The 22167-nt window shown below is 69.9% G+C and carries 22 protein-coding genes and 3 pseudogenes; 1 reads left to right on the forward strand and 24 read right to left on the reverse strand.

Annotation, left to right across the window (positions count from 1 at the left end):
- Positions 1 to 91: 91 nt before the first annotated feature.
- The 5 genes from EAO72_RS33845 to EAO72_RS33865 form a co-directional block, all read right to left on the reverse strand.
- Positions 92 to 322, reverse strand: a complete 231-nt coding sequence (locus EAO72_RS33845) for a hypothetical protein (RefSeq protein WP_148020863.1) — start codon at positions 320 to 322, stop codon at positions 92 to 94.
- 241 nt (positions 323 to 563) lie between these two features.
- Positions 564 to 890 (reverse strand): esterase, encoded by a 327-nt coding sequence (locus EAO72_RS33850; protein WP_148020864.1) that lies wholly within the window; start codon positions 888 to 890, stop codon positions 564 to 566.
- 90 nt (positions 891 to 980) lie between these two features.
- On the reverse strand, positions 981 to 1193 hold the full coding sequence (locus tag EAO72_RS33855) for a hypothetical protein (protein ID WP_148020865.1): 213 nt from the start codon (positions 1191 to 1193) through the stop codon (positions 981 to 983).
- 87 nt (positions 1194 to 1280) lie between these two features.
- Entirely contained in the window at positions 1281 to 1502 is a 222-nt protein-coding gene (locus EAO72_RS33860; RefSeq protein ID WP_148020866.1) for a hypothetical protein, read from the reverse strand.
- A gap of 67 nt (positions 1503 to 1569) precedes the next feature.
- Complete coding sequence (locus tag EAO72_RS33865) at positions 1570 to 1911, reverse strand: SPDY domain-containing protein (protein WP_148020867.1); 342 nt, start codon at positions 1909 to 1911, stop codon at positions 1570 to 1572.
- Positions 1912 to 2129: 218 nt separating this feature from the next.
- On the opposite strand from EAO72_RS33865, the gene EAO72_RS33870 reads away from it, so the two are divergent.
- The gene (locus EAO72_RS33870; protein WP_148020868.1) at positions 2130 to 2396 is read left to right on the forward strand and encodes a hypothetical protein; all 267 of its coding nucleotides are present in this window, start codon (positions 2130 to 2132) and stop codon (positions 2394 to 2396) included.
- Between the two features lie 655 nt (positions 2397 to 3051).
- On the opposite strand, the gene EAO72_RS33880 is transcribed toward EAO72_RS33870, so the two are convergent.
- The 19 genes and pseudogenes from EAO72_RS33880 to EAO72_RS33975 form a co-directional block, all read right to left on the reverse strand.
- Positions 3052 to 3894 carry a winged helix-turn-helix transcriptional regulator gene (locus EAO72_RS33880; protein ID WP_148020869.1) on the reverse strand — a complete coding sequence of 281 codons (843 nt, stop codon included), beginning with the start codon at positions 3892 to 3894 and terminating at the stop codon, positions 3052 to 3054.
- A gap of 24 nt (positions 3895 to 3918) precedes the next feature.
- The gene (locus EAO72_RS33885) at positions 3919 to 4740 is read right to left on the reverse strand and encodes a hypothetical protein (protein WP_148020870.1); all 822 of its coding nucleotides are present in this window, start codon (positions 4738 to 4740) and stop codon (positions 3919 to 3921) included.
- Positions 4737 to 5402 carry a hypothetical protein gene (locus EAO72_RS33890; protein ID WP_148020871.1) on the reverse strand — a complete coding sequence of 222 codons (666 nt, stop codon included), beginning with the start codon at positions 5400 to 5402 and terminating at the stop codon, positions 4737 to 4739. Before EAO72_RS33890 ends, EAO72_RS33885 begins: the two co-directional genes overlap by 4 nt.
- On the reverse strand, positions 5399 to 5875 hold the full coding sequence (locus EAO72_RS33895; protein WP_148020872.1) for a hypothetical protein: 477 nt from the start codon (positions 5873 to 5875) through the stop codon (positions 5399 to 5401). Before EAO72_RS33895 ends, EAO72_RS33890 begins: the two co-directional genes overlap by 4 nt.
- Positions 5872 to 6648: a glycosyl hydrolase gene (locus EAO72_RS33900; protein WP_148020873.1), complete on the reverse strand. Its 777-nt coding sequence runs from the start codon at positions 6646 to 6648 to the stop codon at positions 5872 to 5874. The genes EAO72_RS33895 and EAO72_RS33900 overlap by 4 nt, the downstream gene beginning before the upstream one ends.
- Complete coding sequence (locus tag EAO72_RS33905) at positions 6645 to 7250, reverse strand: DUF4913 domain-containing protein (protein ID WP_148020874.1); 606 nt, start codon at positions 7248 to 7250, stop codon at positions 6645 to 6647. Before EAO72_RS33905 ends, EAO72_RS33900 begins: the two co-directional genes overlap by 4 nt.
- Positions 7251 to 7343: 93 nt before the next feature.
- On the reverse strand, positions 7344 to 8417 hold the full coding sequence (locus tag EAO72_RS33910) for a DNA cytosine methyltransferase (protein WP_261991715.1): 1074 nt from the start codon (positions 8415 to 8417) through the stop codon (positions 7344 to 7346).
- Positions 8359 to 8781, reverse strand: a pseudogene (locus EAO72_RS43880) (hypothetical protein); the annotation flags it as partial. The pseudogene EAO72_RS43880 and the gene EAO72_RS33910, both read right to left, overlap by 59 nt.
- Positions 8672 to 9829 (reverse strand): DnaB-like helicase N-terminal domain-containing protein, encoded by a 1158-nt coding sequence (locus EAO72_RS33915; protein WP_148020875.1) that lies wholly within the window; start codon positions 9827 to 9829, stop codon positions 8672 to 8674. The gene EAO72_RS33915 and the pseudogene EAO72_RS43880, both read right to left, overlap by 110 nt.
- Entirely contained in the window at positions 9826 to 10065 is a 240-nt protein-coding gene (locus tag EAO72_RS33920; protein ID WP_261991716.1) for a hypothetical protein, read from the reverse strand. The genes EAO72_RS33915 and EAO72_RS33920 overlap by 4 nt, the downstream gene beginning before the upstream one ends.
- A 29-nt stretch (positions 10066 to 10094) precedes the next feature.
- Positions 10095 to 10952: a hypothetical protein gene (locus EAO72_RS33925; RefSeq protein WP_261991717.1), complete on the reverse strand. Its 858-nt coding sequence runs from the start codon at positions 10950 to 10952 to the stop codon at positions 10095 to 10097.
- Between the two features lie 62 nt (positions 10953 to 11014).
- Positions 11015 to 12803 (reverse strand): annotated as a pseudogene (locus EAO72_RS33930) (type IV secretory system conjugative DNA transfer family protein).
- A 137-nt stretch (positions 12804 to 12940) separates the two neighbouring features.
- Positions 12941 to 14173, reverse strand: coding sequence for an ATP-grasp domain-containing protein (locus EAO72_RS33940; protein WP_148020879.1), 1233 nt, complete (start codon positions 14171 to 14173; stop codon positions 12941 to 12943).
- A gap of 75 nt (positions 14174 to 14248) precedes the next feature.
- The gene (locus EAO72_RS33945; RefSeq protein WP_148022195.1) at positions 14249 to 15511 is read right to left on the reverse strand and encodes an MFS transporter; all 1263 of its coding nucleotides are present in this window, start codon (positions 15509 to 15511) and stop codon (positions 14249 to 14251) included.
- Between the two features lie 5 nt (positions 15512 to 15516).
- The gene (locus EAO72_RS43500) at positions 15517 to 16788 is read right to left on the reverse strand and encodes a hypothetical protein (RefSeq protein WP_261991719.1); all 1272 of its coding nucleotides are present in this window, start codon (positions 16786 to 16788) and stop codon (positions 15517 to 15519) included.
- A gap of 741 nt (positions 16789 to 17529) precedes the next feature.
- Entirely contained in the window at positions 17530 to 19203 is a 1674-nt protein-coding gene (locus EAO72_RS33960; RefSeq protein ID WP_148020880.1) for a vWA domain-containing protein, read from the reverse strand.
- Positions 19204 to 19304: 101 nt separating this feature from the next.
- A pseudogene (locus EAO72_RS33965) lies at positions 19305 to 20078 on the reverse strand (AAA family ATPase); the annotation flags it as partial.
- Positions 20079 to 20273: 195 nt separating this feature from the next.
- Positions 20274 to 20495, reverse strand: coding sequence for a hypothetical protein (locus tag EAO72_RS33970; protein WP_148022197.1), 222 nt, complete (start codon positions 20493 to 20495; stop codon positions 20274 to 20276).
- 342 nt (positions 20496 to 20837) lie between these two features.
- On the reverse strand, positions 20838 to 21605 hold the full coding sequence (locus EAO72_RS33975; protein WP_148020881.1) for a hypothetical protein: 768 nt from the start codon (positions 21603 to 21605) through the stop codon (positions 20838 to 20840).
- Between the last annotated feature and the right edge of the window lie 562 nt (positions 21606 to 22167).

Consider the following 22167-nt stretch of genomic DNA (forward strand, 5'->3'; position numbering starts at 1 on the left):
CCAGCAACTGAGGTGGGGGCTGAGACCGGCAGCATCGGCAGGAGCCGCGGTACGCGTCGGCCAGGTGGAGCCCCTCGGCGTCGCGAGCCGGTCAGCCGCGGTTTCCGTTCTTCGGCAGTCCTCCTCGGAAGTCGCAGCCGGGGCACTCGTCCTCACCCTGGATGTGCCCCTCGTACCAGCCGTGGACGGCGGCGTGGAGAATCGCGTCCTCCACCGAGGCTTCGCCGTTGCGGACTGATTCGATGGCGTTGCCGACGACCACTCGGAGCGCAGCATGGTCATGCGAAGGGAATGGAGGGGAGGGCATAGGCGAGTCGGTCATGCCGTGAGCCTAGGGGCGTCGCGGAGAGTCATTCAGTGGAATCGACGTTCGAAGGAAGCTCACTGGAACAAACCGGGCCCCAACGCTGAAGCCTGGGTGGGCGGCGACCTCGGGGTATCCCTGGAGTCGTCGGCCGTCGTGTTCCCCCTGTTCGCCGGTGATGAGCGTAGGCAACGCGCGCCTGGGCGTACGGCAAGGCCGCCCCTGCCTGATCGGCGCGGGGCGGCCTTCTGCGGTTAGGTCAGACCTGGGCGAGTTGGTTCGAGAGGTCGAGGGCGGCGGTCGCGACCGCGAGGGCGGCGCACAGCCCCAACACCTCGTGGAGGGTCGGGCGGACTATGCGCGGCCAGGCGTCCGGGGCGGCAGGCCAGGATGCGAGATGTACCTCGCCGGTGGCCAGGCCTAGGTGGGCGGTGACGTCCCACCCCGCGAGCGGGGCTGGCTCCCAGCGAAGGCGGACGCGGCCGAGGGGGAGCGTCGTTTCGGCGGTGAGCCACGTGATGTCGAGCGGTCCGTCGGGCTGGGTGGAGACGCGCTGGACCAGCGCCCCGCGTGTGCCGCTCGGCATGGGGTGTATGGCCAGGCTTTGCAGGGGAAGGAACTGCGAAGGTCGGGAGTGCGGCGAGATTGAGAGCCTCCGGAGCTGTGTTGCTGGGGGTCAGGCCCAGGCGAGGGCGTCGCTGACGGTCGCCGGAAGATAGCCTTCCTGGCCGTCGTCGGCGATGAACGCTTGGCCGTCTCGGACGATGACCTCCGCCCCGAGGTAGTGGGTGAAGGGGAAGTCCGGGTTCATGGCCAGGCGGATTGGCAGGCTGGGGTCCAGGTCCTGGAGTTGCCGGAGCAGGTGGCCGACGGTCAGATTGCTGGGCACGGGATCCTCCGAGAACGGGGCAGAACGGCATGGCGCCGGTGAGTGGACGTCAGGAGGCTGCGGGACGGGGCAGGTCGCGAGGGGTACTTAGTCCTTGGTGTGGGTGGCGAGGTGTCGCCTGCGGCTCTCGTTGACGTAAACCTTGATGGACTGCTTCATGCTCCAGCCGCCGCAGGAGCAGATGGCCTGTGTGTACGCGCGACCGGGGCAGTCCGGGTGGAGCGGCTTCGCGGAGCTGGTGTGCTTGTGGTCTGCCGGGCAGAGAGTGTCGTCGGCGTGGTGGTTGGTGAGCGGGGCGCGGAAAGTCATGGTGGGAACCCTTCTGAGGGCGGGTGGCAAAGGGAGGTCGCGCTCGGCAGGGGCCGGCTGTACGCGGTCAGGCGTGGGCGACGAGGGCTGCGATGAATCCGGCGACGGTGTCTGAAGGGGTGTGGATGCCGAACTCCTGCACCCACGGCTCGTCTTCGGTGGGCTGCACTCGGACCTGCCAGACGATGCCGCGCTTCCACGCGGCGGGGTCCTCGGGGAGCCAGCCGATGCGGACGCGGCCGTCCGGGCTTGTCGCGTGGAAGTTGGCCTCCGGGGTGTCGACGATGGCCCAGCCGAGGGCGTCAAGGAGGTCGAGCGCCGGGCCGGCACAGTAGTCGGAGTAGAGCCAGCGACGGTCTTCCACGACGGGGCGGACCTTGGCGGGCAGGAGGGTGGGGGAGGTGTTCACGGTTGAACGATCCCTTCGTTGACCTGCGGTTTTCCCAACACCCGTACGTTGGCATGCAGTGTCCCGAAGTACGTAGTCCTTTCCCGGGAAGCGGCGTCTGCCGTGGGCGAACTGGCGGCCGTCGGCGCGGGATGCTGACTCCGGGAATGGATCGGTGAATGCGGTTGTCGTACCTGGGTCGCGGCAACGGGCCGCACGGAACCGATGGGGGAGCAGGGATGGCGGAGCCGAACAGACACTGGGATGACGCAGGGCTGGAGCGCAAGATCCGCGCGGCCGGGCGAGCGTGGACGGTCGGCGACATCGCGATGGTCGCCGACGGGCAGTGGGGTGTCGGTGCGCAGTCCGACGGACCATGGGACGAGGACACGCTCGTCGAGAACCGGATCGCGGATGGGCGTCGTGTCGAGTTGACCGTGGAGGAGCTGGCCCACGCGGTGGGCGCCCGTATCGAGGATGCCCACAACGACGAGAACAGCGCCTGACCGCTCAGAGATTCGGTCGCGCAGCGGGCGCCGGTCGCCCGGACGCGGGCGCACGAACAGCCGGGCCGGGCACCTGGTCCAAGGGGTGCAGCGCGTGGGCGGTGCGGGCGACAGCGGCCTGGACCAGTGAGGGTGCCGGCGTCCGGTCTTTGGGCGTGGCGGCTTTGCCGGGGTCGATTTTCGGACTGGCCGGCGTGAAGGCTCGCCGCGGAGCCGAGGATCCGCTCCAGGTCGTAGAACCCTGGCGTGTGGCCGGTCCGGGTCAAGCCATGTAGACGGTCTCGGTGTACGGCCGTCGAGGTGTCGGTCAGGACGAGAGCCGAGCGGATGCGCATGGCTACGCGGAGAAGCGGGTCCTCGCAGGGGCTTTGAGCCGCTACCGGTTCGAGATCCGCCACGGGCCGGCCCCACGCCTTCTCGATCATGGACGTGGCCTTGGCAAGTGCGGTGGTAATGGACATGAGGGCACTTCCCCTATTCGGGGACAGAAGCGGTGTCCTGAAGGGCGGGGTCGGTCTCAGTGACCGTGACGTGGCGACGGCGAGCTGGCCCGGGGCACGGCTGGAGTCGTGGGGTTGCCCGACCTGCTCGGCTGCACGCGGGCACCGCGACAAGAACGGGATGCGGTCGGGTCTCACAGCCGCCGCCACCGCCATCACCGGTCCCGGACGGGGGTCGACTGAGCAGTCACCGCTGCTGGCACCCGCGGCTGCGGCTGTGGCGCATGGCTGAACAGGGCGTTCGGCGAGGCGGGGCTCCGGCGTAGGGCCGCAGCTGTCCGAGCACCGTCCGCCCCCAGAGGGACGACGGGGTGGGTGCGGGCGACCGCTGCGACGGGGGGCGGCGGCGACGAGGTCCGACGCCCGGCGACCGGCTCGCTCCAGTGCTCGACGCTTGCGTAGACGGCTCCCAGTGCCTGACCGGCATCGGTCAGCACGTAGGGGTCGCCGTGTCGCGAGCCGGCGCGGGCGACCAGTCCGTCGGCCTGGAGGCGGAGAAGCCGATGCCGCGTGAAGCCGCTGTCCAGGCCGGCCTCCTCGGCGATGCGGGTGAACCGCATCGGGCCGCCGGCATCGAGGGCCTGGACCACGGCGGTCGAGTGCCGAAGATGAAGCCGGCGCAGGGCGTCTTCGACGCGTTCGGCTTCGGCCATTGGGCCAAGCGACAGGTGGGCACGGGACCAGTCCGACACGGTGCCGTACACCGGGGCCAGCGACTGGCCGAGCGTGCTGAGCCGGTACGGGGCCCCGCGACGGTGGTCATCGCGGGTGACCAGTCCGTCGGCGTGCATCGTAGTCAGCCGCTTGCCGACGAACTGCTCGCTGACGAAAGGGAGCCGGGCGGCGACATCGCGCACCCGCATCGGACCGCTCTGCTGGCCCAGGGTCATCGCCGACCAGGCGGTCCACTTCGGCCCTATCAAGGCAAGCGCGTCCTCGATGCGCTGAGCATCGACGGAGGCGATGGAGAAAGAGGGGCGTTGTGCGGGGATGGACATGGGGGCGTCCTCTCTCGGAGGGAATCAGCGGGAACGGGAGGGCTTGTCGATCGCCGTGTCGACGGGCCCGGCGGCCGGGTCGGCGGTGGTTCCGTGCGCAGGGGCGTTGCTGCGACTTAGGGCAGCGGACACGCGCGGCCTCGCCGCACGCGCGGCCTGAAGGGCTGATTTCCCCTGTTGCGTCAGCGAGAGAGGCTGGCCGGGCCAGTGCATGCCCACACTGGTGTCCTGGTCGAGCAGCCCATCGGCGACCATTCGCCGCACGGTTTCGGGCCAGACCTCCGGATCGGGGCGCTGACCCTGTCCGTCGGAGAGATAGGTGTCGCCGGAGACCGCGCTCTGGTGGAAGCGCAGTCCGCCGGCCTCGACAGCTTCGAGTGTGACGAGCGGGCGATCACCGGAGATGGCCCAGTCATCGTGGCGGGCAGGTTCCTGTTCCATGCCTCGGTCCTGCGTCGCCGTCTTCGGGGCACGGGCCGTGCTCTGGTCGTGGGTGAGACGACGGAAGGTGGCTATCGACCGGGTCAGCTGTTCGTGAGCGGCTGCGCGGGAGGCGGCGAGCACTTCGACTCGCGGGGCGACGGATTCCAGGACGCCGTATCGGTTGGCCGGGACGATCTCGCCCCGACAGATTGGCTCCAGCAGTTCGACAGCGGACCGCGCGGCTCGCACGAGTTGGCCCTGCAGGCTGTCGAGGTTGCGGGCATCCTCGGCGATCATCTGGCCGACCAGGTCACGGGCGTCACCGGGCGCATGGTTCTCGGTCAGCAGCCAGGGGTCATCGACTCCGAGCTTCTCGGCGACGAGGTGAGCGCCCGGCCGTTCAGCCGGGTCATAGGGGTTCACTCGGCGGCTCCCATCCGGATGAGCAGGGAACGGACGAGAGTAGGCAGGCTGTCAGGGCCTTCACTGATCCACACGCCGTCGCTCGCCTCACCCAGGACGTATTCGGCGTCCTCCATGAGGCTGCTGGAGATTTCCATGCAGGCGTCGGTGATCCGGCATGCTGCGAGCAGGGACTCGGAGAGGACCTCGACGTATTCGTCTGGTGTGAGGCCGGCGGCCTCGGCCGCGGTGCGGATCGCCGCGAACTCCAGCGCGCTGAAGCCGAAGTCAAAGGCGCTGAGATCCATGGCGTGGGGCGGGGCGAGCGCTGGATCCGGGGCCTGGGCGGGGATGCCGACACGTGTGCAGATCTGGTCGACGGAGACGGTCAGTTCAGTAAGCGACTCGGTGAGCCAACCCAGTGCGGAGGAGTAGGAGGCGAGGGTGAAAAGGCCCGCCGGTGTTGCGGGGAGCGGTTCGCCGGCCATGAAGCCTTCGAGTCGATCGTTGAGCCCGGCAGCCACCCGAGGTCCGGCCGCGAGCGCTCCGAGCACTGGGTGCAAGTAGGAACGGGCGACGGCCGTTGGGTACTCGGCGGTGAGGATCCCGGAGACACTCTGTGCGGCGTCAGTCAGAAGTGCCGCCAGTTTGGCGCGGGCGAACGGAGTGTGGTCGGCAGTCATCGCTGGGGAGCCCTTCGGGACGCGACGGGTGTGGGCGGGGCTGCTGCGGGGTGTGTTGCCGGTACAGCGGCCGGCTGGGCGACTGCTCGGGGGGAGCGGGCACGGGCGGCCTGCACGCGGGCCTCGGTGGCCGAGGGGGCTTCGGCGTCCTGCTGGGGACTGGTGCGCAGGTGTGCCGAGCGGTAGACCGCGTAGTCCTTGCGGCTGCCGGCGGCGACGAGGTAGATCTCGCGCTTGTGGGTCGAGGTCGGCGGTGCCGGGCGGAACTGGATGACCATCCGGTAGGAAACGGACGGATCGACGTAGACCTTGTGGTAGCCGGCGAGGCGGCCCTTCAGCGGCAGGCAGTCATCGCTGCCGTGGACCAGGTTCTGCAGTTCCAGCAGTGCCAAGTCCCGCATTTCAGAGGGCAGTTCTCGAAGGTCTCCGATGGCGTCGGGGTGTGCGGCGAAGGCGAAGCGGGCGCGGCTCATATCGACCGCCCAGAGTTGGGTCGCCAGCCCGTCGTTGCCGGCGATGTGCCGTGCGGATCGATGCCGGTCCTCGGCAACGCGTAGGCGCCGGCCGACCGTGTGAGGGCGGCGGCGGTCCGCAGTGCGACCTCACCGCGGTAGTCGGGCGGTTCCGGCAACGGGCCGCTGCGCTCATCCAGCCACATTCGAGCGGCATGCTCGTCGGCGAAAGCACCCTCGCGCAGGGTGTACGTGTGAGCAGCGAGGTCACCCTCGTCGAGGAAGACACGAATCGGTGCCTTGGGGGCGATGCCGTCGCGGGTCAACGTCCATGTTTCGCACGGGTTGGAGTCCGAGGTGTAGGTGTCGAGGACCTCGTATCGCGCCCCCGATGCGCGGATCTTCTGTTCGACGACTTGCGTCATGAGATCGTCGGCGGGCTGCATGAAGTCTTCGCCGATCTGGGAGATCGGCTCAGGCGGACACCCACGCTCGATCAGCCAGTTCTGAGCGAAGGAAGCGGTGGCGTGCCAGCCCGACTCGTAGGTGTAGGTCCCCTGGTTGAAGTCCCGTGCGATCTTGATCGCGCATATCTGCGGTTCACCGGGAACGCCCCAGGTGGCTGAGCTGTCGATGGCGACGACGTAGGTCTCTGCGTCGAGGGTGCCGTGCTCCGCCAGAACGACCAGGTCACCGGGCCAGAAGTGGGCCTTTGCGTCTCCGCTGTTCGCATCGACAGGCGTGAGATCGGCAAGACCCAAGTCGAAGAGATCCGAATCGAATTCGTCGTTCATGCCGCCAGCCCCATCTGCACTGGTGCAGGAGTGGCCAGCACGCGGTGGTTGGGCCGGACTGGACTGGTCGTGCAGGCGCCGAAGGGCCCGTCGGGAGCGCGGAGATGAACCAGGGTGTGGTCCAGGTGGTCGCGGTGCCACGTGGAAGGACCGGACAGGCCGGCCTCGGCGTCGGTGAACTGCTGCCACGCGAGCCAGAGGGCGTGCAGCCGGGCGACCGCTTCCGGGTGTTCGTGCCACTGCGCGCACCAGGGGCGGCTGCTGCTGACTTCTCGTCCGTACACCGGGAGGAAGAGGTGGTTCACCCAGGTGGTGAGGGCGGCCAGTTCGACGGTGTAGGCCTCGCCGTCCAGAGCGAGGATGAACACGGAGGTGGGTACATCGCTCCAAGCGGGGTCGGCTGTCTCTGCGGCCGGCTTGTCGTTACCCGGCCGAGGCTCGGCTGAGGCGGGAGTGGGCTCGGAGCCCAGTCGGTCGAGAATGACGCCGTGCTGCCTGACCTCGGACATGGTCTTGGCGAGGGTGCTGGCGAGGTCGTCGAGGTCCCCGTCGGGGACGCGGAACGGTTCCGGTTCGGGGGTGGTCGTGCTGGTGTCGGACATGGGGGCGTGCTCCATCTGTGAGACGGCGACATGGGGAAGAGGATCCGGAGGAACCGCGGTTTGGTCCGGCCGGAATGACCCGGTAGTGGGGCGCTACGCCGCCGCGCAGTGAGGGCAGCGGGGGAAGGGAGGTGCCAACAACTGCAATGCTCGGCTGGCCTGTTGGGGTACGACTCCGTTGCCGAGTGCGGTGAGTTGTGCTGGCCGGCCGAGTCCTGGCGTTGCCGTGACCCAGCCTGGGTCCAGGCCTTGCATCCACTCCACGAACTCGGGCCGGAGCCGGCCTGCCGCATCGGTGGGTGGCGGCGCGGGGCGGGTGAGCATCTCCCATCGGGTGATGGCGGCTGCGTATGCTCCCCATCGCTGGTCGGCTCCCCGGGTTCCGGAGCCGCTTCCGTCCAGAGCGGCAGAGCCACAGCCGGCAGAGGCGGGCGCCACTCCGTGCCCAGTCGGCGTTCCGGGGTGTCCGTACGGCCGGCCTGCGATGTGGGCAGCAGCGATGCAGCCGCACTGGGCAGGGTCATGTCCCCGTTGCCGTACCGCTGGTTCGGTGAGCCCTTGCTCCCGTCCGACGCCTTCGGAGTCGGCAGCAGCCACTCGACCTCGTCGGCCAGGTTCGGGCCGTGGCCCCCGCTCTTGCGCTTCGTCGGATGCTGGGAGCCGCCGTTCTTCCCGATGTTGCTCGTCGGCGTCTTGAGCAGGGTGTCCGGCGGGCCAGGCGGCGAGGAAGGTTCGCTCGCGGCGGTGCGGTGCCCCGATGTCGGAGGCGCGAAGCACGAGCCATTTCGCGTCGTCCCCGAGGTCGGCCAGGGATCCGAGTACGGCACCGAGTGCCCGCAGAGGAGGCTGACCTGCGGTGTCTCCCAGACACCACGGGCAGAATTCCACGTCGCCAGGGGAACCGGCGGGTGAGGTGAGGAGGCCGCGCACATTCTCGATCACGACCAGGCAGGGGCGGAGGGCCTGGACCGCACGGGCGACGTGCAGCCACAGCCCGGAGCGGGTGTGGGAGTTGAGTCCGGCTCGTCGGCCGGCGACCGAGACGTCTTTGACAGGGGAAGCCCGCCGTGAGGACGCACACCCGGGGGACTGCGGACCAGTCGACGGCTGTGATGTCGCCGAGGTTCGGCACCGCGGGCCAGTGCCGGGACAGGATGCGTGAGGCATCGGGATTGACCTCTGCGTGCCAGGCCAGGGTGCCGCCGAGGGCCGACTGCACGCCCAGGTCGAGACCGCCGTACCCCGAGCAGAGCGAACCGATCGGCGGGCGGGCGAGCGCGGAGTGCATGCCGCCGGCCTCGCGCGATCCGGCCCGGGGAAACTGCTGGCGGGACGGCGCCGCGCGCAAGGCACGGACGTCCGGGCGGGGGGTGTTGTTCACAGTGACTTCCAGAAGGAGAGCGGGGGAGGACAGGGAGTAGTCAGTTGTGGCCGCGCGCCGGTGACCGCCGGGTGCCAGGGGCGGGCGCCGGGTCAGAGCGAGTCCGGCTCGGTGAGACTGGATTCGGCGCGCTGCGGGCGAGGGCGGCATGCGCTCGTGAGAGGGGTGGAGGTTCTGGGGTACGAACCGGCGGCGTAGCTGGGCGCCGGCCGGTTGTGCTGTGCCAGCGGGTCCGTACCTCGTCGAGCGGGCCGAGTGCGTGCAGGGCGTGGTTGATGAGCTGACCGGGGGAGAGCGCCTCGTCCTCCGCCAAGACCCGCACGTCGCGCGCAGCTGTAGCCGCGGTGCGGATCACGGATGAGGCCAGGACCTGTTCGCCGAGCCATTCGGCGCTGCCTGCACTCACGTCGTCGCAGATGGCGCTGAGGTGTTCTGCCGTGAGGGTGCCGTCGGCCAGAAGTCCACGGCGCTGGGCTTCCCAGAGCAGGGTGATGCGGTCGACGGGTTCTCCTCGGTGGTGCAACGCTCCGAGGCAGCGGTAGAGGTGTCCGTGGATAGGGTCGGTGAAGTCGCCCGGCCGCAGCCAGCCCACTACCTCCTCCATGGCCGTCGGCCGGTCAGCCAGGATGGCCAGGAGGAACCGCTCGTCCTCGCCCGCTTGATCGTCGGCCCGTACCGGCGACGGGTCGGCAGGGGCGTGGGCCGGGGGGACCGAGCGCGGTTCGGTCCCCCAGCGCTGGGCGAGTTCGCTGAGTACGCCGGACAGAACGTCCGCTTGAATCAGGGATCCTTCGACCCGTCCCCGGCGGGCATCGGCACGGGCCGCTTGATGCAGGCGGATCGCGTGCCGGGTGATGGTGCGGTGGATGGCGCCCTCCAGCACCATGCGGCCGTACACCGGGGCGTGGGCGACGCGCGGGCAGGCGGAGACCAGAGAGTGCGCATACACCGCGGTCAGTCCCCGGACATGGAGGCCGGCCTCGTTGACCGCGTCGGTCACCCAAGACAATGGGACGGCTCCCTCGGCGGCCAGCGCCGGATGACCGTCGCCTCGGAGCTTGCGCAACGCGGCGAACAGCGCCTGGTGGACCGGCCGGTCGAAGTGCTCAGGGGCGAGCCAGTCAAGGTGCGAGAGCTGGCCCGGGTCGAGCAGGACCGCGCCGAGTACCGCCTGCTCCGCACTCAGGAGCGGGTTCATGGCCGTTCCCCTGATGCGGGGGAGTCGCTCTGCCGTGTATGCAGTTCCGCGACCGCTTGATCGGCAGCGGTCACCGCTGTGGAGAAGTCGTTTAGCGTGCTGGTGAAGTCGGGGTCGGTGGCGAGCATCGAGCCGGCCCTGCTGACCAGCCACCACCGGCCGTCGTGCCGGACGACCGGGGAGAGCATGAGCTGCCTGGCCCGCGCCGGAGGGAAGGCGGGGTTCGGTGAGGACACGAAGGGACTCCTGATCAAGTGGGGGAGGGTCAGACCGCGAGGGTGTGATCGCTCTGGGCCGGGGTTCCGGAGCGGCAGGACCAAGGCGAGCAGCCGTCCGGCTCGCCGTTCTCCAGCTCGGCGTCCGCGAGCGCGTCGAAGATGTCGCCCTGGCGGCCGGACCACTCGTGGGCAGTGACCCGGTCGATCGGCGCCTGGTCCAGGGGGCGGCGGCTGCGGTGGAGGTATGCCTGACCGAGCAGGGGTTTGCCCTCGGCGGTGGCGCGCGCGTTACCCGATCGGATGGCGGCGTCGAAGGCGACGACGTCCTGCCACTCGTGTGGGGACTCGTCCCGCAGAGCCCTCCACTGGGCGTTGCCGTGGTACGGACATCCCAGGCACGCACTCTTCGGCGTCTGACCGAACCCGCGTGAGCGCAGGAGCCGCAGGCAGTCGGACCGGGAGAACCCGTTCTCGATCAGCGGGTGGCGGTTCTTCATGTAGGCGACGTCCGCGTCCTTGGCCCGGTGGAACTCGTCCACCGAGATGCCGATCCACTGCTCGACGTGGACTCCGGCGGGGATGCGCTGCGGGTAGGGATACCCGAGCAGCTCGCGGACCTTCTCCTTGATCGGCCGGACCTTGTACTGACTCGTGCACTGCCGCCGTGACATCCCATCGCCGCCATCGGCGTTGAGGATGTGCAAAGGCATCGACGCGAAGCGCTTTCCAGGGTCGAGCGCATCGGACCGGATGTTCCCGGAGGAGACCCGCAGGATCGGGATGCCGACCGGTTCCGCAATCTCCCGTTCGATCCGGACGAGGTGCTCGTAGACGCTGCGGGGCTCCCATCCCGTGTCCGCGAAGATCGCCACATCCAGGCCGGGCAGGTGACCCTCGGCGGCCATGAGTAGAAGGCAGGTCGACTGGACGCCAGCTCCGAGCGAAAGCACCTTGAGTGCGGGGACGTTCATGTCGACAGCTCGAAGTCGTCGGGGTCCGTGGCCTTCGCCAGAGCGCGCTCGGTGATGGCTTTCGTCGCACGGGTCGATGCCGGGCCGACCACCCTCGCGGATGGTTCCTTGTACCAGGGCTTGAGGTCGAGCATCGCGACCCGGATGCCGGTGGCCAGGAGCAACGCCTTGCCCTTGGGCAGGGCGCGGATGGCGTCAGGCGGAAGGATGCGTTCGGTGCGCATGCTCACCGAGGTGGATTTACCGCTCTCGCTGGTGGAGACCGAGGTGGTCTGGACGTCGTGGTCACCGACCTGACGGCTGAGGCGGTCGGCGAAGTCCGCGTCATCGATCCCACTACCGATGATCTTGATGGTGGCTGCGGACCACAGGGCGTCCATGCCGGCCTCGCCCCAGCACCGCTGGCCCTGGCGGTAGGACTGCAGGATCGTCATCGGGATGACGCCGCGGCTGCCCAAGTGGCTGTAGAGATCGGGGAGATCGCTGATCTTGCAGACGTTGGCTGCTTCGTCGAGGACGCACAGGGCGGGCGGGTCGAGCCGTCCGCCGGAGCGCTCGGCGACCACTACGGCTGCGCGCATCACGGCGTCGGCAGCAGCGGCGATGATCGCGGAGGCGCTGCCTCCGCCGTCCTTGCTGAGGAGGTACAAGGTGTCGCAGGAGGTGGCGAAGGCGAAGGGCTTGAACTCGTCAGCGCTCTTGCTGGGGGTGACCCACGCCGCGACCTCGGGGTCGAGCAGGCAGCTCGCATACTGCCGCGCCGTCTCGTAGATCCCGTCCCGGGTCTCGGTTGCACCGGAGACGGTGCCCTGAAGCTGGGCGGCGACCGCATCGTGGCCGGCATCGGTGAGCAAGTCGACCGGCGTCCGGTCGGCGGGGGAGGCGAGCCACGCCAAGACGTCGGTGATCGGCCGGCGCTGACTGGCGGCAGCGAGGAACAGCGCACCCAACGTGTTCGACGCGGCGGTGGACCAGAAGTCGGAACCGTTCGAGTCGTCCACGCTGGCGGCGACGAAGTGCCCGGCCAGGCGTTTGGCTCCGGCCAGGTCGCGGGCGTCGGCCAGGATGTCCCACCACATCTCGCGCGGATGGTGCGCGATTTGCTGAGGATCCAGGGTCCAGATCGTGCCGACCTCGGCTCGGGCGTCCACCGTGGCGGTGAACGCGTCGTTCGCCGCCTTGTTGCTGGTGAGCAGCACCGGGCCGGGTGCCGCGAGGATCGCCGGGATCGCCAGTCCGGAGGTCTTCCCGCTGCGCGGCGCCATGATCGCGACGAGGACGTCCTCCCAGGACGCGCGGACATCGGCTCGCCCCGGGGACAGGGTGCCGAGCAGGATGCCGCGGTCAGCCGGAGCGACCTCTTTTACTCTCCCGGCCGCTCAGGGACGGCCGCAGGCTCTTCGCCTTCACGGTGATCTCCTTGTTCAGCAGCGGCGCCAGGTCGGTCTTGCGGGCGAGTCCGGTCTTGGAGCCGGAGCGCCAGCGCGTCCACAGGACTATGCCGGTGGTGATCAGGGCCAGGGTGAGCAGGCCGGGAACGATGCGGGCGCCGAGCAACAGGGCGGTCGTGCTCAGGGCCGGCCACAGCATGTCGGGGTGCAGCAGAGCATCGGTGGTGCGGAACGGGGCCCATGGGCCTTTGCCGACAGCGGCGTTGGTGAGGTTGCCGGTCAGCCAGGCCAGGGAGCCGAAGGCCAGGGCGGCGCCGAGGACGCCGAACAGGAGGTAGAGGAGCGCGTCGGTTCCGGTGGTGGTCGACGGCGCGCTGGTGCGCGGAGAGGGCACGGTGGTTCCTTGGGTGTGCGAGCGGGCGGGGCGGGGCGCGCTCGGTTCTCGTGCAGCTCACGGGCCTACTCCTGGGGGATTCAGCGGAACGTTTCAGCGCGGACCGGTGCCGGCTGCCGGCGTACACGACGGCAGATTCACGGCGCGACCGACAGCGTCAGGTCGTCGGAAAGAGCAGCGAGTCGGTGCCGGGCCGTGTCGGGGCTGTCGGCGGTGACGATGAGGAAGCCGATGCGGCTGGTGTCGAGGTCGCCCGCCGGCGGCAGTACGACCCGCTCTCCGACCTCCCGGAGCCAGGTCACCTGGTACAGCCACGGGTGCTCCGGACCAGGGACCATCGCCAGGCTCCGCGCCAAGAGGACACCGCTGGCCGGGGGATAGACGATCTTGATCGCGGCGGTGGTGTGTGCCGTCGGCGTCAGGTCGGGAATCTGCCCGCAGGCGACATCAGCAGCGATCCGGGGCAGGTCCAGGCCGGTGGCGAGGCGGACGAGCGTGCCGATCAGGTCGCCGCCGATCCGCGAGTTGACCTCGATGATCCGCGGACCGGACGTGGTGAGGCGCATCTCCACGTGCTGGACACCATCGGTGACTCCCAGCGCCCGGACAGCCTGGATGGCTACGGGAGCGACCTCGGGAAGGAGCGGGTCACCGGCATCGACGGTATGGCCGACTTCCTCGAAGTACGGAGCGAAGTCGACCTCCTTGCGAGTGACGGCGAGCGCCGTGGTGACCCCGTGCTGGGTGACGCACTCCACCGAGATTTCCGGGCCCGACAGGTATTCCTCGACCAGTACGCCGCTGCCCTCCGGACCTTGCTTACCGGCTCCAGCAGCGGCGAACTGCCAGGCCCCGGGCAGCTCCTCGGGCGCATCGACGCGGACCACACCGATGCTGGCCGCGTGAGAGGAAGGCTTGAGAACGACCGGGAACCCGGTGCGAAGCGCGGCGACGGATGCCTCGGCCAGGGTGTCGACACGGGTGGACGTGGCCGAGGGCACGTTGCGTTCGGCGAACAGACGGCGGCTGGTCGCCTTGTCCCGGCAGGCGGTCATCGCCGACGTGGTGTTGCCGGGTAGGCAGAGGCGAGCGGCGAGTTCGGCGGCCGGCACGAGTGTGTACTCGTCCCAGGTGACGACACCGAGGATGGGGTGGCGAGCGGCCAAGGCCAGGCCGGCAGCGACCACGGCGTCCGGGTCGTGGGTGTCGGCGACCTCGTGGTCGACCACCAGGTGCTGCTGCCAGGAAGGCGGCTTGGTGTCGATGACGGCGATCGGGTACGCGGCGGCAGCCTGCTCGACGCAGTAGCCGCGATAGACGGGATCGGATCCGCCGACGACGATCAGCAGCGGGCGAGTGGATCGGAACATGGGAAAGACCTCCATGGGGCGTGGGCGGGAAGAGCGGAGAAGCGAACTGGGCGTGCGCGGTCGGGAAACGGCCCGTCAGCGCGCAGTCGCTGGCTGGGGGACCTGCTGGTGAAGTTCAGGACCCTGTGGACGGTCTGGTTCGCAGGCGGTCCGGTGCCGTCGCAGACCGGCGAAGCAAGCAGTCAGCGCTAGGCCCTGGAGAGCGGCGCAGGCCAGCAGGAGGCGTGAAATCCCGGCGGTGGGGACGATCGCGATCAGGGCTCCGGCCAGCGGGAGCGGCAGCAGCACCAGGATGATCGTCACCGCCAGAGTCGAGCCGAACGCCTGGACCGGGATGAGCCGGGACCGCAGCGTGCGCAGCACGACGGTCATCGCACCTTCGCCGGCCATGACCAACGCCACTGCTGCGGTGTATGCCCCGAAGTTCGGGGCCAGGGCAGTCGCCAGGCATGCCGCGGTTGAGACAGCGGCTGCCCCGGCGCCGACTGACCAGATGCCGAAGCGGTCGATCGCACGACGGCTGGCCCACACAGCAATCAGCGAAGCAACGGCTGCCGCGCTCCAGACCGATCCCACGGCGGCGGTGGAGTAGTGGAAGTGGTGGATGACAGTGATCGGGGCGGCGGCCTGCAGGACGCCAGTGGCCAGGTTGGAAGCGATGAGACCACCGACCAGCCAGACAAGTGCCGGTGTCCGGCGCAGGGTTGCCCACCCGGTCAGAAGACTGCCGGGCGCAGGGCGATGGTCCGTGGCCTCTGCAACGCCGGATGCGGTCGAGGCAGCGGTCAAGGCCAGCAACGCGACCACGCTCAGCAGCACGGTGGTGCCGGCCAGGAGCAGCAGGCCCCCCAGAAGCGGACCGACGAGCATCGCGCCCTGGTCGATCCCGGTCTGTGCGGCCTGCACGCGGTGGGCCGTGGTACCCGCCAGGCGGCACGACGCGGCGCCCAGAGTCTCCACCGCGACGAAGGAGACCTCCGCAACCAGCCCGGACACAGCGCCGAAAGCCAGGACAACAACCGTTGGCACTGTTCCTGCACTGGGCAGGAAGAACAAAACCACCCCGGCAACGACGACCACGGCGGTGCGGGTCAGGTTGGACATCCGGAACACACGCCCGGCGCCCCACCGGTCAACCAGTGACCCGGCGAAGGCGAAGGCAGCCAGACGAGGCGCCCATTCGAGGAGAAACGCAAGACCGGTCAAGGCGGTGGAGCCCGTGGTGACCAGGACCAGCAGCGGTATGGCGTAGGTAGCCGTCGCACTGGCCAGAGCGTCGGCGGCCCGCATGACGTAGGTGCGCGACAGCCCGACGATCCGGGGAGGCGAAGGGATCATCACGGTCACCGCGTCCGGGGGGCGGGGGCCTGCGACGGAGGTGTGATCGCGCCGGCGTTCACTGCCCCGGTGCTGAGAGTCGAGGAGTCCTTGGCCCTGGCCGCTGCGGGCGACGTGGTCAGCGCGGCGCTCTGATGGTCGGGGACTGCCGCGGACTGTGTCCGCGTCTCGGCCTGTTCCTGGGAAGCGACGCCTACCTGGAGCAGCGCGGCTCCGGAGTCGACGAGTTCGGACTGGGCGTCCCTGACGTACTCGGAGGCGTAGTCGAACCGGCGGGCGAGGTGGTATGCCTCGCTGTCGAGGTCCTGGATCTGCTCACCCGTCACCTCCAGCGCTTCCCGGACGCGTTCCAGGGCACCGTGCTCGGGGTGGAGGTGTTCGACGGCCGTCCGAAGCTCTTCACCGTTCACGGCAGACCTGATCTGATCGGTGAGTCGGAGGATTTCCGCTCCGGCTGTGTAGGGCCCGAGCGGATAGGCCTGGGCTGTCTCTCGCGTGGTGTCGAGGGAGGGGTCCAGGTCGACGCCGAATCCGGCGGCGCGCAGCAGCTGGGCCGCGTAGGTAGCGGTGGCGGGGCGCAGAGCGCGCGGGACTGCGGTGGGAAGGCGATGGCGTCGGCCGTACCAGTCCTCGATCTGCTGGAAGCCAGCGTGCTTGAGAAGTGTGGCGGCATGGTCGTTGGTATCGCCCTTCGCCGACACGCTGCCGCTGGGCTCGGCGGTGATGATGGAGGGTGCAGGCACGTGGGTCTCCTGGGCGGGGGATTCCGGGTGGACAGAGGTGGACAGGTGGCCCAGCTCGGCCGCGATGCGGTGGCACTCGGTCTCCAGGTGAAAGGCGTCGCGGTAGGCGTTGTGGAGGATGCCGTCCTCACGAGCGAGGGTCGCCACGACGTGCACCTGCCGGGGCTGATCGCGCAGGGCGATCCACCGGCAGGCGTCCGGATCCCCGTCGGGGGCGACGCCGGTGACGGCCACCAGGCGGCGGGCGACCGCGGCCCACTGCGCGTCGGTGAGATCCGGCCGTTGCGGGTTGGAACGCACTGAGCAGAACCACGTCGGCCGTTCGGGTGCCCGGGACCCGAGACGTTCGACCGGAGCGTCGAGGGCCTGGGCCAGATAGGGCAGTGAGCCAGACTCGGCGAGAAGCTCGATGGGGGCTCCACGCCCGTCACCCGCGATCAGCCTGGGGCTGATGTGACCACCGCGCTCGGCCAGCTCGTACAGGGACGAGAACAGGCCAGCGGTGCTGCTAGCGCGCTGCAGGTGGGCAATCACGTCTTCAACCTCGAACGGGGAAAGGTGAATGGGCGCCCGGAGGTTCGGGCTGTCAGGGAGAGAGGATCCGCAGGATCCGCGATTTGGCGCGGCTGGAGATCGCTGGTAGACGTCACCGATCACTCAGTCGGCATTGAGCCAGCACTGCTGCTTCGGCGGGGAGGGATGTCTGGCGGAACCTTCAGGCAGGTACAGCAGTTCGGTGTGCGCGTTGGCAGCCGCGCTCCGGAGCGGAAGGGTGACCTGTGGGGGTGTCGACGAGTTACTCATCCCTGTGCTCGAATACCACCATGGCGACACCGGGCCACGCCCCGTAACCGTGTGGGGCAATCTGCGCTTCGACTTCTCGACGGTCTCGGTAGAACTGGCGCCCAGTCCCTGACGCCCCGCGCTGGCCGCGATGGCGCGGACGTTGTCTTCGGTCCGAGGCCGAGGCCCCGCCAAGACCAGCGCAGATCGAGGCGGGGCATCGAACGGTCAGAAGCGCGGGTTATCCGTTGGCCGCTCGGCCGCGGTAACGGCCTTCAGGAGCTCGGCGAGTTCGTCGGTTCAGACGAGCGCTGGTCGATCCACCACCCCGCGCGAGTGATGGTGCGGGCGGACTCCTCTATCTCCCCCCATGCCGTGTCGCTGGTCCCGCCTTCAAGGACCAGATCGGTGCAGCCGGCGGCCAGAACCTGGTGGCGACAGCGCACACCCCAGGCAACTGCTCGTTCTGTCGCTTCCGCCTTCTGCGTCGTCTCAGCGTGTCCTGCGGATGGCGTCTGTGGCCGCGGAGGCGATAGCGACGGGAGCGCTGGAGGGCTGGGGAAGGTGCAGCAAGGTGGTCCCCGGCAAGTGGCGGGACTCCGCGGTGAGGGTGAGCTGGAGTACGGCGCAGCCGGCGGTCGTGAGCTGCTTGACGCGGGTGACGGCTTGAGCGGTTTCGTCGCTGCCGTACTGGGCGTCGGTGACGATCACGAGGAGGCGGCCGGCGCCGGGGCGGCTGAGTTCGAGGCCGTGGTCGAGTGCGTCGATGGCGTCGCCGAGGTTGTGGTGGCCGCCGCTGGCATCGAAGGTCGTCACGCGCTCTGGTGCTCGGTGGGTGGGTCGGGTCAATGCGGTGAGGTGCATGTCGTAGGCGATGGTGGCGGTGAGGGAGTCGGGGTCGGTCAGGGCTGCTGCGCGTGCCACGATCCAGGCAGCGGACGCGACGGGCGCGCAGGCGGCACGCATGGAGCCGGAGACGTCGACGGCGATCCCCACACGCAGCGGTGGGGTGGGGGAGTTCCGGCGGCGGGTGTGGGTGAACGGTTCTGCGGTGGGGACCGATCCGGCCGCGCGCTGAGCGTCGCGGGCGAGGGCCGCGCGCATGTTGAGGCGGCCGGGCGGGGTGGGGCTGGTGGTCCGCTCCTCGGTCCGCTCGCGGTAGGCGGCGGCACGCAGGGCGCGGCTCAGGCGCGCGGCGGCACTCTGCTCGGCGGCGGTGGGCCTGCGGGTGCCGGTGACCGGGTTGCCGTAGGGCGCCGGTGTGCCGTCGGGGGTGACGGTGGTGCCACGGGCGTTGAAGACCGACTTGGCGGTGGCGGCGGCTTTGCGTCGCTGGCCGGCCCGCTGGGCGCGGTTCTGAGCCTGCGCCTTGGACTGCGTGGCCATGGCGTTGGTCGCTGCGGCCTGTGCCGCGAGGTCGGCGGCGTCGGTGGCTGCCGTGCTGTCCATGACGACCCCCACGGCGCCGGACAGCAGATCGGTGAGGTTCCCTGGCACGGGCAGGGCGGGGGCAGCGGTGTCCAGAGCGTCGCACCATTTCTGAGCGTGCGCGAGCATGGTCGTGGCGTCGTGGTCGGCGCACTGGTGGGCTGCGGTCCAGATGCGGGTGAGTGTGGCCAGCAGGTCTGCGCCCAGCACCTTTTCGCACAGATCGGCGACGGCCCGGGTCTCGCCGGCGTCCAGGATGCCGACGTCACGGCGGCCGAGGACCAGGGCCGCCACGGCGGCGGCGTGCTCGATGCCCTGGAGGGTGGGGTGGGCGATGTCGGGCATGACCAGGGTTCGGGCACTGGTGCGCAGGTACGTGCGGTCCGTGGGCCGCGCGATCAGGTGTGCGCCTTCGACACGGCTCTCCTCCAGCAGGAGCGCGGCCTCGACGACGCGGGGGTCCGCTCCGGCAGGCTGCGTCCAAACGGAGTGGGCCGCGTGCGCGGCCTCGTGGACGAACACTCCCCAGGCGGCGGGATACCGCTCCTCGTCGCCCACGATCCGCGGATTGATCTCGTGGGGCTGGAGCGGGGCGAACAGGCCGGCGTCGAACTCGACCTCGCCCAGGGTGGGGAAGAACGCGGCTGGTGCGCCGCTGCGCGTGCCGGGGCGGCAGGTGACAAGGAGGTCCTGGCGGCCGGAGAGGTCGACCAGTCGGTCGCCGAGTTCGGCTCCCACGCGCAGCCACGCGTCCGGGGAGGAACGGGGTTGCGCGGGCGGGGCGCCGTCGTCGTCCCAGCGCGCGAGGTCGGCGTCGTCGTCCCGGGTGGTGGCGGGGGCCGGGACGACAGCGCCTCCGTCAACACCGCTCCGTGGACGCCGGGATTGTGGCCCGCCACCACGTAGAAGCCTGGCTCGGCCTTGATGGTCTCGCCCTTGTGGGCCTTGACCTGGATCTGCCTGCGCCCGTCCATCGCGGGATACAGCGCCGCCAGGACCTTCGGTGAGATCAAGGTGGCATCGTCGATCAGCAGGGCGCGGCCCTCGGTCATCGCGGTGACCAGCGGACCGTACTGGAAGACGTAGGCTCCCGCGTCGTCCTGCGTGTACTCGCCGATCAAGTCGCCGACCGTGGTGTCGCCGTCACCGGCGACGGTGAGCAGGTCCGGGAACGCCGCCTCGACCAGACTCGTCTTGCCGGTGCCCGGAGGGCCGTAGAGCAACACCGGCACGTCGGCGTCCCGCAAGCGATTCAACGCCTCGACGTCGGGCAGATCGGCCAGCTCCCGGGGGTGGTAGACCTGGCCCCCCGCGCGGCGGATCGGGCCGGTCTGCTTCGGCGTGGCTGCTGCGGGAATGGTCGTGCGGGCCGTGGCCGCCTTGGCGCGGGGAGAGTGGGTGCCCGGTGGGCTGATCACAGCGGTCTGCGCGGCTGCGGCGGATTTCGCGTTCGCGTGGAACTTCGGTTGTCCGGTTCCTCCTTGGTCGGCCTCGCCGCGCCGCACCAGGGTGAGGGCGGCGTTGCGGACGGCGCCGTGGGAGTGGCCCAGCTGCCTGGCCATGTCCCCGATGGTGAGCATGTCCGCCGGCCGGTCGGCCAGCAGTCGGGCCACCTTGGCCCGTAGCTCGCCGCCCTTGGTGCGCGCTGGACTGGTAGGCGTTCCGGGTGTGGTCAAAACGAGGCCCCCTTCAACAGGTGCGGGTGCGGGCGGGGTTGGCGATGCACTGGAGAGGCTGGCCGCTCTCGGAGCGGATCACGGACTGTGCCGACATCGGCGACCGGGCCAACCAGGGCGTACCGGCGGCGCTCACCGGCCGACCGAGGGCTCGGTCCAGGTGCACGGGATGGCCGGCGACGAGCAGCTCGCTGGCTGCCGAGCAGGCCCGTGCGTCCGCTCCGTACCGAGTTCCGTCGCTCGGCAGGCGCAGCCTGGCGTCTCTTCGAAGCCGGCCTGGAGCAGGATCCGCCGGGCGGCGGTGTTGTAGCCGGTGGTGGTGATCTCGCCGGTGATGGTGTGCCGGATCGTCATGAACGGCTCTGCTGGTGCTTCGGGCAAGGCGGATCTCCTATCGGTGGTGGCGGGAAAGCGGTGGGGTGTTGGGCGAAGGCGAGGCGAGCCCGGAACTTCCATCACATCAACGGTGCGTGGCTGGACCACGAACGATGCGCAATGACAGCCGACATGCTCCAGGGCGGGCCTCACCGCCCCGCAGCTACCTGACTCGCCTTTCCGCACGTTCTGATAGCCGGGTGTACCAACAGGTACGCGCTGTCGTCCGCGACGGCGGCGACGACGCCGAGGTCGGGGTGGATGCCGAAGGCCACGTCGGGTTCGGGCTGCGGCATGCGAGGTGTCCTGTCTTGGGGCGGATCATCGGGGGCGGGAGAAGGCGATGCGGGGGTCGACTGGCCGGACCGCTGCGGGCGTGGCGTCCTGGCGCTGGACCGGCGCCTTGCCGGGGAGGCCGGTGCGGGCCGGGCTGGCGGCGAGGGCTGCGGAGCTCATTGGGTACTTGGCTGTGGTGCTGCCCTGATTGCGCTCGCGGTGCGAGGCCCTCGCGGGCGCAGGACGGCGGCGCGTTGCCACGTCCTGGGCGAGGCGGGGCTCCACCGCGACCTGCAGATCGGATCGGTGTATCGACACTGTGGCGCTGGCGACCCTTTCCAGCGCCACGCTGCGGTCGGAGGCGACGGGCAGCGTGTAGATGTTCAGGTCCGGGTTCAGCCGCCAGCCGTGGTCTTCCAGGATGATCCGGCCGTCAGGCGAAGAGGAGTGGTCGCTGGTCGCCGCGACGATGCCGAGCTGAGGGTGCTCGGCGAACGCGACGTCGGGATCGGTGTGAGGGCGCTCACGGGCGGGAGCCGTATTGCTGGCGAGCGAGGGGTCGAACGCGGCATCCACGTCTATCTGGTAGCCGGCCCTGCGCAAGAGTGCGACAGCCCGTGTGGCGCGGCCCTGCCCGTCCTGTAGCTGGTTGGCCAGCGTGTACAGCGTCGGTTGGTCCGGGACAGGGTGGAAGTCGAGCACCRTCAGCATCCATGTGCTGGCGTCGAGTTGCTTGGGGCTCGTAGCGACGATGCCGTAGTCGGGGTGGCGGCCGACGGCGATGTCGGGGAGCGAGTCGTAGTGGGTGGGCATGGCAGATCCATCCGGTGGAGGCTCGGGGGCCGGGGCGGTCGAGGGCCGGGACGGTTCTGTTGCGGCGGGTCATGGAGGACTCCGAGACGGGAAGCGCGGTCAGCGACCGGGGTACGGACGAGGGGCGAGCGGGTGGCAGCGCGTGGTGCACGGCCGGCGCGGCTGGTTGCGGTGTGGGCGTCGACAACTGGGCTGTCGGAGAGCGGGCACGAGCGGCCCTCGCTCGCGGCGTGCTACAGCCCGCCCGTGGCATCACGTCGATCTGATCAAGGCGGCGAGTCGATCGCGGCGAGCAGACGTGAAACTCTGCCGCCGTGATGCGCATGCGGGCCGTCCGGCTCCGAGTCGTAGATCGCTTCGTGGACTGCGGAGTCGTCAGGATGCCCGCGGGTCACCAACCAGCTCTCCGGCTGCCCGGGTGGGTGCTCGGTCGACGGCCCCTGCGGTGGCGAGATGATCAGCGAACCACCGTCGGGGATCCCGACATGGACGATGTACTCGCTGAGGCCGTACTCGACGGTGCACCCGAGACCACGCTGCCGAAGGGGAGTGGTGACGTGTC

It is taken from the genome of Streptomyces sp. OR43, assembly GCF_008042275.1.
Classification (GTDB): domain Bacteria; phylum Actinomycetota; class Actinomycetes; order Streptomycetales; family Streptomycetaceae; genus Streptomyces.